General features: G+C 57.1%; 8 protein-coding genes and 5 pseudogenes. 4 read left to right on the plus strand and 9 right to left on the minus strand.

Annotated elements, in window-relative coordinates; translation table 11 throughout:
- Window positions 1–43: 43 nt before the first annotated feature.
- A pseudogene (locus CES87_RS34720) lies at window positions 44–2,281 on the minus strand (TonB-dependent siderophore receptor).
- 225 nt (window positions 2,282–2,506) lie between these two features.
- The gene (locus tag CES87_RS32535; RefSeq protein ID WP_178081518.1) at window positions 2,507–2,659 is read right to left on the minus strand and encodes a DUF6026 family protein; all 153 of its coding nucleotides are present in this window, start codon (window positions 2,657–2,659) and stop codon (window positions 2,507–2,509) included.
- Window positions 2,660–2,931: 272 nt separating this feature from the next.
- Between CES87_RS32535 and gnd the strand changes: the two are divergent.
- The 3 genes and pseudogenes from gnd to CES87_RS31025 all read left to right on the plus strand — a co-directional run bounded on the left by gnd (window position 2,932) and on the right by CES87_RS31025 (window position 6,252).
- A pseudogene (gene gnd, locus CES87_RS31015) lies at window positions 2,932–3,911 on the plus strand (phosphogluconate dehydrogenase (NAD(+)-dependent, decarboxylating)).
- On the plus strand, window positions 3,908–5,431 hold the full coding sequence (gene zwf, locus CES87_RS31020) for a glucose-6-phosphate dehydrogenase (protein WP_128609193.1): 1,524 nt from the start codon (window positions 3,908–3,910) through the stop codon (window positions 5,429–5,431). The pseudogene gnd and the gene zwf overlap by 4 nt, the downstream one beginning before the upstream one ends.
- Window positions 5,428–6,252: an HAD family hydrolase gene (locus tag CES87_RS31025; protein WP_128609195.1), complete on the plus strand. Its 825-nt coding sequence runs from the start codon at window positions 5,428–5,430 to the stop codon at window positions 6,250–6,252. Before zwf ends, CES87_RS31025 begins: the two co-directional genes overlap by 4 nt.
- Window positions 6,253–6,432: 180 nt before the next feature.
- Here the strand turns inward: CES87_RS31025 and CES87_RS31030 are convergent.
- The 3 genes and pseudogenes from CES87_RS31030 to CES87_RS31040 form a co-directional block, all read right to left on the minus strand.
- Window positions 6,433–6,683: pseudogene (locus tag CES87_RS31030) on the minus strand (hypothetical protein); the annotation flags it as partial.
- 78 nt (window positions 6,684–6,761) lie between these two features.
- The gene (locus CES87_RS31035) at window positions 6,762–8,051 is read right to left on the minus strand and encodes a hypothetical protein (RefSeq protein WP_128609199.1); all 1,290 of its coding nucleotides are present in this window, start codon (window positions 8,049–8,051) and stop codon (window positions 6,762–6,764) included.
- A 286-nt stretch (window positions 8,052–8,337) separates the two neighbouring features.
- Complete coding sequence (locus CES87_RS31040; protein WP_128609201.1) at window positions 8,338–8,604, minus strand: hypothetical protein; 267 nt, start codon at window positions 8,602–8,604, stop codon at window positions 8,338–8,340.
- A 342-nt stretch (window positions 8,605–8,946) separates the two neighbouring features.
- Between CES87_RS31040 and CES87_RS31045 the strand changes: the two genes are divergently transcribed.
- Window positions 8,947–10,272, plus strand: a complete 1,326-nt coding sequence (locus tag CES87_RS31045; protein WP_128609203.1) for a sigma-54 dependent transcriptional regulator — start codon at window positions 8,947–8,949, stop codon at window positions 10,270–10,272.
- A gap of 161 nt (window positions 10,273–10,433) precedes the next feature.
- Here CES87_RS31045 and CES87_RS31050 read toward each other — a convergent pair whose 3' ends face one another.
- From CES87_RS31050 to CES87_RS31065, 4 genes and pseudogenes are all read right to left on the minus strand, one after another.
- A complete protein-coding gene (locus CES87_RS31050) occupies window positions 10,434–11,714 on the minus strand; it encodes a hypothetical protein (RefSeq protein WP_128609204.1) in 1,281 nt (426 codons plus the stop codon).
- 46 nt (window positions 11,715–11,760) lie between these two features.
- Entirely contained in the window at window positions 11,761–12,501 is a 741-nt protein-coding gene (locus tag CES87_RS31055; RefSeq protein WP_128609206.1) for a hypothetical protein, read from the minus strand.
- 33 nt (window positions 12,502–12,534) lie between these two features.
- Window positions 12,535–13,214: pseudogene (locus CES87_RS31060) on the minus strand (C39 family peptidase).
- 60 nt (window positions 13,215–13,274) lie between these two features.
- A pseudogene (locus CES87_RS31065) lies at window positions 13,275–14,569 on the minus strand (heme utilization protein).
- Window positions 14,570–14,599 lie beyond the last annotated feature (30 nt).

Genomic DNA, 14,599 nt, shown 5'->3' on the forward strand with positions numbered 1-14,599 from the left:
CGCACATTATCCGCCGATTCTGTTAAATGGGAATTAATAGCGCCTAGAGTTTCCAGTCCAGGCTCAGGGTCACCGTGCGCGGGTCGCCCCAATACCACCGTTGTAAAACCCGACGTTGTCGTAATACTTCTTGTCGAACAGGTTGTTGACGTTCAACGCGGCCCGACAGGTGCCGGTCGAATTCGTAGCGCGACATCAGGTTGACCACGGTGTAGGCGTCTTGACGGATGGCCGTGCGCTCAGTAATCAGACTGCCATCGGCGCGACGCCCGACCGGGCGATTGGCGAGGCGGTAAATGTCACTTTGCCAATTCACTGCAGCGCCCACCGTCAGCGCCTGCCACTCACCCGGCAGGTGATAGGCCGTAGAGAACCGGAACATGTTCAACGGCTGGACCGTGTTAATGCGCTGTTTCTCACCGTCAACCGAGTGGGTGTAGGTGTAACCGGCGGTCATGTTCCAGCCCGTCATGACCTCGCCTGACAGCTCGGCTTCGAAGCCTTGCACCTTGTTGCCTTTACCGCCCGATTTGAAGAACTCCTCGCCGGTGACCGGATCCGGTGGCACCGAGTCGTCCAGCTCCGCGACGTTGTCCTGCTTGCTCCAGAACAGCGCGGTGGCCAGGTTCAGTCGTTCTTCCAGCAGACTGCCCTTGAGGCCCAGTTCATAGTTACTGCCAACCACCGGTTCGAGGTATTTGCGACTGCTGTCGCGCTCGGTCTGCGGTTTGAAGATATCGGTGTAGCTGACGTAAACGGTGTACTCCGGGGTGAGGTCGTAGAGCAGGCCGGCGTAGGGCGTCCACATATCATTTTGTTGCTGGCTGCTGTGATCGATGCTCGACAATTGCAGGTTGTCGTCGTAGCTATTAGTGGTGCTCGAGGTTTTCCAGCTGCCGTAGCGGCTGCCGAGGACAGCGTGCAGTTCATGGGTGAGGTTCAGGCGCGTGGCCAGGTAGCCGGCCTTCTGCCGGGTATAGTCTTTCGAGCCCGTCAGGCGGTGACGGTGTCGGGAAACTTGCCGATGTTACCCATGTATTTCCAGTCAGGGATGTTTTCATAATCCGCCGCTCGCGGGCCGTCTACCGTGTAAGGCGAATCCTCGCGACGCTCGGCCTCGCCGTAACCCACCATCAATTCGTGATCCCGGCCAAACAATGAGTAGGGGCCCGAGACATTGAAGTCATAGGCCTGCATTTTTTGCGTGCCGATCATATGGCTGACGTTGGCGACCATGCCGCTGCGATCCGCGTTCGGGAAACCGCCACCGCCGTAATAGATCTTGCCGTCGGTATCGCTTTCGCGGTGGGTGTACGCCGCCTTGAGCTGCCATCCACCGCCCAGTTGATGATCGAGGTTGGCGAACGCGGTTTGTCCTTGAGCGGCCAGGAACTCCAGGACGTGGCCATGTTGGTCGAGCGTCCAAGGTTGGCCTTGCTGCCATCTGAGTTCCAATAAGGCACGGTGCCCCATGAGGTGCCCTGAACGTGCTTGTTCTGATAGTCGTAACCCACCGCCAGTAGCGTGTCGTCGGTCAGGTCGGCTTCGAGCACCCCGTAACCGACTTCCCGTTGCAGCTGGTATTTGTCCCGGTAAGAATCGCTGTCGCGATAGGCCACCACGCCGCGTCCGCGCAGGCGTCCGTCGAAGGCCAGCGGGCCGCCGACGTCGAGGTAACTGTAGTAATCGTCATAACTGCCGCCGCTGACGCCGGTCTTGGCTTCCCACTGTGACGTAGGGCGTTTGCGCACCATGTTGATGGTGGCCGAAGGATCACCGGCGCCGGTGGTCAGCCCCGTCGCACCGCGCACCACTTCGATGCGGTCGTAAATGATGGTGTCGGAATCGGACTTCATGTAGCTGAAGGTATTCAACATGCCATCAATCTGGAAATTGTTGATCGAGTAGCCACGCGAGGAATAGCTGACCCGGTCGGAATCGTTGTGCTGCACTACCACGCCGGTGGTCTGGCTCATGGCTTCGGACAGGGTGCCGAGTTTGAAGTCGTCCATTTGCTGGCGTGTGACCACCGAAACCGATTGCGGGGTTTCCTTGATCGACAGGTTCAGGCGGGTGGCCGTGCTCATGGCGCCGGTGGTGTAAGAGTCGGTATTTTCGGTGGTGCTGCCCAGGCTCTGGCGGTCACGTTGGTGGCACCCAGCATGAGGGTGGGCGCCAATGGCGCGGCCTCGGCCTCGGTCTCAGCCAGCAAATCCGGGCTCAGTGCGGCACCGCACAGGCCGAGGGTGAAAGTCATGGAACGGGTGATAGGCGCGAACATCGCAGCCGACTCCTTGTCGTCGTTGAAAATTTCCGTTTGCTCAAAGACGAAGGAGGGGGGAGGGATTTAGGGTTAAACGAGAATAATTACTATCTTGTGGGGTGTTGCTGACACCTAAAACCCTGTGTGGGAGCGAGCAAGTCGAGTCGTCGGGCTATAGCTATCGGAAGCAGCGCTATGCTGCTTCCGATTCAAGCGAGAGAGTCAGGCGAGGGAGCACGTTAGTCACGGGTAAGGTTGTTGGCCCTGGATCAGTAAGCGCAGTTGCGCAAGCTCCTGCTTCAGCTGGTCGCGCTCGTCTTTCAACTGGCGCAACTCGTCGCGACGGATAGTGACGTAAAGGGTTTGTGCTGGCAGTGCGGTGTGTACTGTGCCCATTGCTCACCTCGCAAATGGCGTGTCTCAACTGTAAATCTGCCCCGGATCGGAGCCTGATTTACTATCGGCGCCGATTTTGATTTCTTTTGCCCGTGAAGGGAACTTTTTTATTTCCCGTTGTCGTTGTGTCTTCGGCGTGATTCCCGACGTTATCTGTCTGGATCGGGCACAATGCCCGGAAACTTCGTGCCCCAAGGCTGGACTAAACCGAATGGGGCGCCTTGGGCTATAACCTTTGACACACATTTATTTGTAGTAGGGAGCATCAGCACATGCAACTCGGGATTATTGGACTGGGCCGCATGGCGGCAATATTGCGCGGCGCCTGATGCTCAACGGGCATACCACCGTTGTATTCGACCGCAATACCGCCTTCGTCGACAGCTTGACCGAAGAAGGCGCCACCGGCGTTGCCGATTTGCCAGCCCTGGTCGCTGGCCTGGCCAAACCGCGAGCGGTGTGGGTCATGCTGCCGGCCGGCGCACCGACCGAAGACACTATCGACACCCTGAGCACCTTGCTCGAAGCCGGCGACACCATCATCGACGGCGGCAACACCTTCTATAAGGACGACATCCGTCGGGCGAAAACCCTTTCGGAAAAAGGCCTGCACTACATCGACGTCGGCACCTCCGGCGGCGTCTGGGGCCTGGAGCGTGGTTACTGCATGATGATCGGTGGCGATGCCGAGACCGTTATGCGTCTTGACCCGCTGTTCGAAAGCCTGGCACCGGGCCTGGGCGACATCCCGCGCACCAAGGACCGCAAATCCGACGACGATCGTGCCGAGCGCGGTTACATCCACGCCGGCCCTGCGGGCTCCGGGCATTTCGTGAAAATGATCCACAACGGCATCGAATACGGAATGATGCAGGCCTTCGCTGAAGGCTTCGACATTCTCAAGACCAAAGCCAGCACCAACCTGCCGCAAGACCAGCGTTTCGACCTGAACGTTGCTGACATCGCCGAAGTCTGGCGTCGTGGCAGCGTGGTGTCGTCCTGGCTGCTCGACCTGACCGCCGATGCGCTGGCCAGCGATCCGAAACTCGACGGTTTTGAAGGCGCTGTAGCGGACAGCGGTGAGGGTCGCTGGACCATCGAAGCCGCCATGGAACAATCGGTACCGGTGCCAGTGCTGTCGAACTCATTGTTCTCTCGCTATCGCTCGCGTGGGCAAGGCACCTTTGGCGACAAGATTCTCTCGGCCCAGCGCTTCGGCTTCGGCGGCCACGTGGAGACGCCTAAAAAATGACTCATGCGATCCGCAGAAAATCCAAGACTGAACCCGCTCCACCGACCACGCTGTTTCTGTTTGGCGCTCATGGTGATCTGGTCAAGCGTCTGCTGATGCCGGCGCTGTATAACCTCAAGCGCGACGGTTTACTCGGGGATGGACTGCGGATCATCGGCGTTGACCACAACGCCATCAGCGATGAAGGCTTCGCGAAAAAACTCGAAGACTTTATTCGCAACGAGGTGGCCAGCAAAGTCGGCAAGGGTGATCAATCCCTGGATCCCGGTTTGTGGGCCCAACTCGCCAAAGGCATCAGCTACGTCCAGGGCGACTTCCTGGACGACAGCACTTATCAAGCGCTAGCGGCAAAAATTGCCGACAGCGGCACTGGCAACGCGGTGTTCTACCTGGCCACCGCGCCACGTTTTTTCAGTGAAGTGGTACGCCGCCTCGGCGCTTGCGGTTTGCTCGAAGAAAGCCCCGAGGCGTTCAGAAGGGTGGTGATCGAAAAACCCTTCGGTTCCGATCTGCCAACGGCCGAAGCCTTGAATGCCTGCTTGCTCAAGGTCATGTCGGAAAAGCAGATCTACCGCATCGATCATTATCTGGGCAAGGAGACCGTGCAGAACATTCTGATCAGCCGCTTTTCCAACAGCCTGTTCGAAGCGTTCTGGAACAATCACTACATCGACCACGTGCAGATCACCGCCGCCGAAACCGTCGGCGTGGAAACCCGCGGCAGTTTTTACGAACACACCGGCGCCCTGCGAGACATGGTGCCCAATCACCTGTTCCAGTTACTGGCGATGGTGGCCATGGAGCCACCAGCCGCCTTTGGTGCCGATGCGGTCCGTGGCGAGAAGGCCAAGGTGGTCGGCGCGATTCGTCCCTGGTCGGTTGAAGAAGCCAGGGCCAATTCGGTACGGGGTCAGTACACCGCTGGCGAGGTCGATGGCAAATCCCTGCCGGGTTATCGCCAGGAAGACAGGGTCGCGCCTGACAGCAATACCGAAACCTATGTGGCCCTCAAGGTGATGATCGACAACTGGCGCTGGGTCGGCGTGCCGTTCTACCTGCGCACCGGCAAGCGCATGAGCGTGCGCGATACGGAGATTGTCATCTGCTTTAAACCGGCGCCGTATGCTCAGTTCCGCGATACCGAGGTCGATGAGCTCGCGCCAACCTATCTGCGTATCCAGATTCAGCCCAACGAAGGCATGTGGTTCGATCTGCTGGCCAAGCGGCCGGGTCAGTCCCTGAAGATGGACAACATCGAACTGGGCTTTGCCTACAAGGATTTCTTCGAAATGCAGCCGTCCACCGGCTACGAAACCCTGATCTACGATTGCCTGACCGGTGATCAGACGCTCTTCCAGCGTGCCGACAATATCGAAAACGGCTGGAGCGCAGTTCAACCGTTCCTCGATGCCTGGCAGCAGGATGCCACGGTGCAGGGTTACGCCGCGGGTGAAGACGGGCCGCAGGCTGCCGAGGAGTTGCTGACTCGCGACGGGCGCGTCTGGCACGGCCTCGGATGAGTGACGCCACGCCACATCCCATCCGTTTTTTGCTCAGCGACATGGATGGCACATTGCTGCTACCCGATCACAGCCTTAACCAGCGCACCGTTGACGCGGTCCGCTCGTTACGCGAGGCCGGCGTACTGTTCAGCCTGGCCACGGGGCGCCCACCCAGGGCGATGTTGCAGACAATCGAAGCCCTGGGCGTCGACCTGCCAACGGCAGCCTTTAATGGCGGCACTCTCGTTCATCCGGATGGCAGTCTGCTGGTTGCGCATTACCTGCCGGCTGCGGCGGCGCTGACCACGCTGGCACTTTTTGCCGATCAACCGGACATCGAGGTTTGGGTGTTCAGTGGTGGCGACTGGCTGGTAAAAGACCCGAACGGCCCCATGGTGCCCCGCGAACAGGCCGGGCTTGGATATCCACCGGTGGTAGTCGAGAGCTTCGAACCGTTTCTGGTACGCATCGACAAGATCGTCGCCGCCAGCAACAACACACAGTTGCTGGTTGCGCTGCAAACGCAGTTGTTGCCGAAGGTGGACGGTGAGGCTCAGGTCTCACGTTCGCAACCGGTGTATCTGGACGTGACTGCAATGCAAGCCAACAAGGGTGAGGCGTTGGTGACGCTTGCAGCGTTTCTGGGTGTGCCGCTGGAGCAGACGGCTGCAATCGGCGATGGCGGCAACGACCCGGCGATGTTTCAACGCGCCGGGCTGTCGATTGCCATGGGGCAGGCACAGGAGGAAGTGAAGCGTCAGGCGGATGTGGTGACTGCAAGCAACAGCGAAGACGGTTTAGCGCAGGCAATCGAGCGGTACATCCTTAACGCAGGTTGAACTGCGTTATCGCTCTTCGCGGGCAAGCCTCGCTCCTACAGATCTTGTGCCGTTCACACGCAACGCGAACGGCACTGAATCTGTAGGAGCGAGGCTTGCCCGCGAAGGCGTCAGACCTGCTGCCTTAAAGCCAGAACACGCTCGGCATGTCACCAGCCCCCGCCACCAGTACCGGCAGCGAAACGCCGACAGAAACGCCGACAAAAGCAGAACATCAAGGCCAGGATTGCCTTGGAGCGCACACCCAGCAGCAGGCGCGAGAAAACAAACAACAGCAGGTCCTTCATGAGATAGATGCCGGCCACCATAAACATCAGCAGCAGGATCACCGCAAAGTTGATAATTAGAAAACCGACAATACAGAGTTTGTACCAGCGAGGTGAGTGGCCGAGAAAGTTATGCGCGAACGCCTGGGCCATGGAGCCGCACATCGGCTATTCCTTGTATTAAGAAGTGCGCAAGTTGCCGTAAGCGAAAGTGAAGATCAAGTACAGGAAAAACAACATGGATCAGGCTAAATAACGTGCGACGACTGCTCGATAGTTACCGTCCAGTGAATAACCTCCAACGACGATATTTCCATCGGCCTGAACAGCCAATGAAGTTGCTGTATCGAGGTTGTGCCCGAGTCGGGTGCGAACAAACCCGGCGCCATCGCCAAAGCCGCAATCGAGCTGCCCGTCAGCCCGGAAACGACCCAGAATAAAGTCGGCCTCGACACCACCAATGGTTGCACCGACCGCAACCACACGGCCATCCGCCAGTGCCTGAGCAGCGGTCCATTGGCAGCCACTGCGGCCGATGTCCAGCAGCTGCGGTTGACCGTCGTTGCAATGCATGTCCGGGCGGCCATTCAAGTGGATTTTGAGAGAGAGGCAGCGCATGGGATCACGGCTGCTGCCAAAGCACTGCAACTCGCCATTGCCCTGCTGGATGATTTGGCTGACGTGGGCACTTTGCCCCTGGGCCTTGAAGCTCATGAAACCATCCAGGGCAAAGCGATTGTCAAGGGTACCATTGGCGCGATAGCGGGCCAGCAAACCTTCCTCGGGGAAGTTGATCGAACCGCCCACCAGGATCCGGCCGTCGTGTTGCACCCTCACGCTGCTGAGCCAGGTGTTCATCAGCAAGTGTCTGACGACTACAAATCCACGGCCATTGAATGTGTAGTCCAGTGTGCCGTCAGGGTCGAGCCGTATAAGCATGCCGGCATGATCGGCCAATTCGAAGTGATGGTTGCATATCAGCACTATGCAACCGTCCTCCTGGACGCAGGCATCACACACTTCGGCACCCGGTACCCCGGGAGGCAGCCAGGTATCGCGAATCCCGTGGGACAAATTGCCCGGCAGGCGAACGACACAGTGCCCGTTCTCGCCAAACCGCTGGACCGGGCAGCCTTGCGTGTCAAACAACGCTACAGCGGGGAGGGTACGGTGTGCATTTTCATAGTGCTGGCCGGTTAGCAGAATGTGCCCGTCGGGCAACACGTGAACCTTGCCGGCCATGGCTTCGAAGCCATTTTCGAATTGCCCGATAACGCTGCCTTGATTGCCGAAAGCCAGATCAGCCGAACCATCTACCAGCAAGCGGGCCAGGCCAAAGCGGCTGCCGCCCGGCGTCCCGACCTTTGCCGCTACCAACAAGCGGCCGTGCGAATCGATGGCGACGCCGTTGGCCATGCTTGAAATGCTGCCGGCGAAGTACACTTGGGTTTTGCCGTGGGTGGCGAAGGTGGTATCAAGTTTGCCAGCGTTACTGTTTGTAGTCGGAAAGGCTAAAGCGGACTGGATTGGCATACACGCATCTCCTTGCGAGTCGTCCTGATCCAAAAGTTGGGGTGGCGACTTTATAAGAAGAACATTCAATCCCTGTATGCCTGCATGCACAACTGACAGAACTAACAGGCGGAGCGTCGTTGTGTGCCACAACAGTGTCTTTTCGAACCAGTGGCAAGCCTGCACAGGATTAAATGTGCGCTAGTTCAAATAACGATGTGTCGCAAGTGCAGTTAGCCCTGAAAAACAGGCAACTTACGACAGGGGAAGGAGGGCGCGGACTACCCCGGAGTAATCCGCAAAACGATTAGTGCGGCATGGACCACGATTGCAGTTTGTAACCTTCCTTGCTCAGCTCTTCTCGGGCCTGTTCAAGCAGGCGTTCAAGTTGCTGCGGGTCGGTGTAGGTGCTGCTCGGGATCTGCTTGCGGCCTATACTGTTGTTGGTGCGGTCGATAACGGTCAGGCTGAGTTCGCCGTTGCCGTCCTGTGGCGCCCAGGCCACGCACTGGAAAGGCTGAAAGGCGCGGTCGGCAATCAAAAGAGCTTCGTTGATACGGAGCGGGGCGTTCATAGGATGTTCTCTCAATATGCCCAAACAAGTGATGTGCCGACAGTTGGGCTTACCGTGCGGCATGTTACTTGTACTGATGCCCGCAACCGGGGTTCGGGTCACACATAAACAAAAGATTTTTTATCTTTCTTTCAAAGGCACATCGCAAGCGCATGTTTTGAAAGCTGAATGAAAGGTAAGACTCGTTAGGTAACTAACAAATAGTTTCTTATAACTATTTACACGGCAGTCCTATAGTCAAACGGTACAAGGCCCCGTCAAATTCTTGCTAATGTTACAGCCAAGTCCGCCAAATGACTGTTTTTAATAATATTTCATAAAATTTGGCGTCAAGGATCAGTCATGAGCGAAGCGCCTGCCTTACGACGTCTATTAGTGGTTGATCCCTGCGACGACTGCCATCGTCTATTACCAGGATTACGCTCCGTGGGTTGGGATGTTGACAGCTGCTCGCTGGAAAATGCCGCCGACCGGGCGTGTGATGTGGGTTTGTTGCGCTTGCAGCCCTATCATCTCGAGCACCCCGATGCTGTCAAAGAGGTGATCAGCCGCAGCGGTACCGAGTGGATCGCCGTGCTCAACCAGGAAGTGCTGCGGCTACAGAATGTCGGGGACTTTGTCTGCGAGTGGTTTTTCGATTTTCACACCTTGCCGTTCGATGTCTCCAGGGTCCAGGTCACACTGGGACGGGCCTTTGGCATGGCGCGCCTGCGCGGGCAGGGCACGGTTCATATCGATCAGCCCGAGCACGAACTGCTGGGCGAAAGCAAACCTATACGCGAATTGCGCAAGCTATTAAGCAAACTGGCGCCCACCGAGTCGCCAGTGTTGATTCGCGGCGAAAGCGGAACAGGTAAAGAGCTGGTCGCCCGTACGCTGCATCGGCAATCCCTGCGCCACAGTAAACCCTTTGTCGCGATCAATTGTGGCGCGATCCCCGAGCATCTGATCCAGTCCGAACTGTTCGGCCACGAGAAGGGTGCCTTTACTGGCGCCCATCAACGCAAGATCGGGCGGCTCGAAGCGGCTAACGGCGGCACGCTGTTTCTCGACGAGATCGGTGATCTGCCCCTAGAACTGCAGGCGAACCTGTTGCGTTTCCTCCAGGAAAAGCACATCGAGAGGGTGGGTGGCAGTCAGCCTATTCCTGTGGATGTGCGGGTGTTGGCCGCGACCCATGTTGATCTCGAGGCCGCGATCGAGAAAAAACGCTTTCGCGAAGATTTGTATTATCGCCTGAACGTGTTGCAGGTAGCGACCGCACCCCTGCGTGAGCGCAATGGCGATCTGTCGATGCTGGCCAACCACTTTTCCCATTTCTACAGCCTTGAAACCGGTCGCCGTCCGCGCAGCTTCAGTGAAGACGCCTTGATTGCCATGGGCAATCATGACTGGCCGGGCAATGTTCGTGAACTGGCCAACCGGGTACGTCGCGGGCTGGTACTGGCCGAAGGCCGGCAGATTGAAGCGCGAGACCTGGGGCTGATCAGCCATCAGGCCGTTGCCTCGCCGATGGGCACGCTGGAAGAGTACAAGCACCGGGCAGAGCGGCAGGCCTTGTGCGATGTACTTAACCGCCACAGCGATAATTTGAGCATCGCCGCCAAGGTGCTGGGGATATCCCGGCCTACCTTCTACCGTTTGCTGCACAAGCATCAGATACGGTGAAACCACTGTGTAGGAGCGAGCTTGCTCGCGATGGACGTGAAAGAAAACGCGTACTTTCTGAATGATCGCGTTGTCCTGACGTTTTTCGCGAGCAAGCTCGCTCCTACAATTAAAGCCCCGCTGCGATCTGAATCGCAGCGGGGCTTTTTGTTGGTGCCGGATTAGAAGTAGTACGGGAATTTCAGGCTGAAGGAAAAATCTGGCGAGTCGTCGGTCAGGCCGATGGCCAGGTTGGGAACGATCGTCAAGTTATTGGTTGCTGCCAGGGTCATGCCGATGTTGAAGTTGGCCGAGTTGTAATCGCTGTTGGTGATCGATTGCCAATCACCACCGTCCGGCTTGATCTTGCTCTTGCGGGCGAACTGATCGGTGAATGAGAACGACATACTCATCTTCTCGTTCAAGGCGAATGCAATGCCGGCGCCGACCTGCCAGGAATCGCCCAGTTTCACGTCTCCTTTTACTTTGGAGTTGACCTGAGGGCTGATATCGCTGAAAGACTCTTCCATGTTGTAGGTGTAGGCCAGACTGCCGAACAGCACGGCCGGGTCGAAGGTCTTGACCAGCGAGATACCCGGGGTGATCGACCAGACACCATTGCCGGTAGGCAAGCTCTCGGGTACCGAGAGGTTATCGTTGTTCGGGGCCTTGACCAGTTTGATGCCGTAAGGTTCAGCACCGGTCGGCGCCTTGACGCGCAGGGTCGCGACCGCGTCGGGCAGGTTGGCCGACTCATCCAGAAACTTGTAGGCAACGCCAAAGTTCACATCGCCGATGGCCGGGTCGCGAGTAACCGATGCATCTGTCGTCACCGGGCCTGCGCCACCTGCGCCGCCGGAGGAATACGTAGAGTCGCGATAAATCACGGGGACGTTAATGTCGAACTGCCAGCGTTGTGCCACGTTGTAGCGGCCGGTGAGGTCGAGTGTCCAGTTGTCGGCCTTGATGCGGTCGATATCGATGTTACCAAGGAAAATCGAGTCCAGTGCCAGGAAGCCGTTGAGTGTCAATGCACGGGTATCGTAGTGCGTGTAGGTCAGGCCGGTTTCCACGCTGAACTTGCCGCCGCCGAAGAACCCACTGGCTTCGTCATACAGATTGGAAACGCTTTGTGCCGGTTCTGAGTCATCCTTGAGCGACTGCCCGTAGGAACTGCCCGTGGTTCCGGGTGCACCTGTGGCCACCGCCTGACCACCCTTGGCCGGTTCGGCGGGGGATTTGGTCAGGCGTTTGGGCGGAGGTGTCGCAGGTGTTTCTTCGACTTGGCGAACGCGCTGCTCAAGTACCATCAGCGCGTTCTGTTGTGCTTCGTACCGCTGTTTCAACTCCATGAGTTCTTGTTTTAGTGCTTCTACCTGGGGATCCGGTGCTGCGTATAGCAATGTTGCCGGGGCCAGGCTACTCAAACAGACAATAGCTCTGAACGTTAACGATCGGTGCATGGGTTAGCCGTCCCTTCTGACTACATATGATGAGACTGAGCGTAGATCAGAATCCGATAGTGCGAATACCTTTAAGCTGGTCCAGGTTGCCATTCAGCGACCCGGCGGACGCCACGTTGTCACGCAGCACGACATTGAAGGACGTGAGGTTTCTGACCTGGTTGCTGGAGCCTAGCAAAGTCGTATTCTGCATCAGCCCACCCTGGGCCAGGCGTTGTACAGTGCTGCCCTGGTTGTTGTTGGCCACGATGTTGAGTTGCACGCCAGTACCGGTCGCGGAAATGCTCAGCTCGCCCGCGCCATTGGCGCCGGACAACGTCGAGCCTGCGGCCAATGCCTGGCCTTGCTGTTGCGTTGCAGGTGCCTGGTTAGCCTTTGTGACGTTGATATCAACGTTGTTGTAGGCAGTGTTATTGTCGCCGGCAGCACGCACGACTTGAGTGACGCCTTCGGTACTGTTGAGGCCGCTGCCGCCAGTGACGGTACCGGTGCCGGTGCTGCTGCCTGAGCCAGATCCTTTTTCGTCGATCATCGACACATAGAACTGCGGCTTGATGGTCGATTGTTGAATTTGCATCGAGGAAGTTGCCCCGATCACTTCACCCTTGGCATTTTCCCAAGTGCTGGTCATGACAACGCCAAAACTGACGATTCTTCCAGGCATGACAAAGCGGCCTCGAAGAGTTGCGAGTTCCTGGTCCTTGAGTTCGATGGGTTTGAACGTTTGCGCCTGGGTCGGCAGGCTGGCAGCCAGGCAAACCACAGCCAGCCAGATTGGAGTCTTCATGGAATGCTCCCGGAGCATCATGCTCCCTTGTTATTAGAAGAAGTCGCTTTGGATGAATCCGAAATCCATCAACTCTGCGTCTTGCACCGGGTTGAAGTTGTTGATTCGGTTCTTGGCGGTCAGTGGCATGGGTGGGTCGAGTAACGCATTGGTTTTGTCATAGCCCTGGCCGATGACGGCAAAGATGATGCCGTTCCAGCCTTTGACAAAGTCGTCGACTTTGTAACGTTTATGACCGAGTACCGGGTCTCCGATATAGACCCAGCCGTCATGCACTCTTTGCATGACCACAAAATGTTTGTAGCCACGGATATCCATGAGGACGACAACCGGAATTTTGATGTCGTTCAACGTTTCCGGCGCTACCCGGTAGCCACGGGCCCGCATGCCGATACTTTCCACGTAACGCTTCATGTCGAGCATGGAGAAGCCCTGGACGCGGACAAGATTTTGATCGGAGTGTGCCAGCATGCCTTCGATGATCTGTTCTTCACTCACGTCCAGCCAATAGGCCTGGCGTAATATGGTCGCCAGCGCAGCCGCGCCGCAACTGAAGTCGGTTTCTGTTGAACCAGGTCGGCAAATTTACGCTCGCGTATGCTCTGGATCGGCTTGTACACCACCGCACCGCCCGGCAGGACGGAAAGCGGCATTTGTGCAGCCTCGCTCACACTGGCCACGCAAAGCAAAAATGCCAAGGCGATAATGCGCATGGTAGGACGCCTTCTGGTTGTGTTGAAAAAGGCCCCATCAGGGGCCTCAAGAGACAGCCATTAGAACGACTGGTTGGCGATCGACAGCGAGTTGCTTTGTTGGTTGCCACACCCGCAGCCACGTTGACGCCCAGGTTGCCACTGCCGCCATTCACCGACCCACTCAGGGTAGCAGTGTTGGTCACAGGGTTTGCCCAGCCAGTTGGAGTCAGCACTTGATAAGAGTAGGTGTTGCTCAAATCAAATGAACTGCTCTCACTGTAGCTCTTCGATACGTCTTTCGAAGACTCTTTCGATTTGCTACCCGATTTCTCGAACGAAGAGTCGAACGATTTTTCGAACGATTTTGACTTCGATTTATCGAACGATTTATCGACCGCTACGTCGAGCGATGCATCAACGAATGCGTTCAGCGTAGCGTCAGAAGACGAACTGCTGCTCGAGTGGTGATAGCCATTGTTCGACGAATTGTGCTGGGAAGCCGATGCAGCGGCGTCCAAAGTAGCACTCAAGGTAGCGCTCAAAGAAGCACTCGAGGAACCGCTTGCGTGAGAGTTGCTAGAGCCACTGGCATCAAAGCTTTTGGAACCTTTCACGTCAAAGCTCGAAGAAGAGCTCTTATCAACGCTCAAATTGGACGACTTATCGTAAGCAGCATGACCGCTGGCCGATTTGGTAACGGTCAAAGTATCCACGCGATAAGTCCGATCGGCGTTGTTATTCACAACCAGGCCAGGACCGCTTTGATTAGCGGAGGCGCTGGCTGATGCGCTACCCAGCGCGGCATTGCTGTTGGCGATTGCCATGGTGTTTTTCTGTTGGTTAAGATCGCCGCCAGCAATGTTGATACCCATATTGCCGCTGCCGCCGTTGCCCGATCCGCTCATCGTAGCGGAGGCGGTGCTGCCGAAGTTATCGACCCTGTTATGGTTGCTGGTTTGCGTGACGCTAGCGGTGGCGGTGGCAGTGCCGAACACGAAGCTGTTATCGAGACTCGAGGTTGCGCCAGCGTTTGCGATGGCGGCCGCGTTGTCTTGTTGGTTGCCGTCACCACCCGCCACGTTGACGCCGACGTTGCCGCTGCTGCCTGAGGCAGAACTGCTCATCTCGGCGGAGTTCTTGGTCCCTTCATTCCAGATACGGTTGTTGGTACTGCTCTGCGTATCGGTCGCATTGGCTGTCGCGGCGACAGTGATTTTTGTTGGTGGAGGAGGAGGAGGAGGGGTGTGGTGGTTGTTGTGATGATGACCATTGTGGTGGTGACCATAGTCATCGCTCTGCCCAGCTTGTACAGCTACAGCCATGACCGCAGCAATTGCGAAAACCAGAGGCTTGAGTGCCATCGAAGGTTTCATGGTGATTCTCCGTACTTTATTTTAGGTTAA

Origin of the sequence: Pseudomonas sp. ERMR1:02, from assembly GCF_002277815.1 — a bacterium.
Lineage (GTDB): Bacteria > Pseudomonadota > Gammaproteobacteria > Pseudomonadales > Pseudomonadaceae > Aquipseudomonas.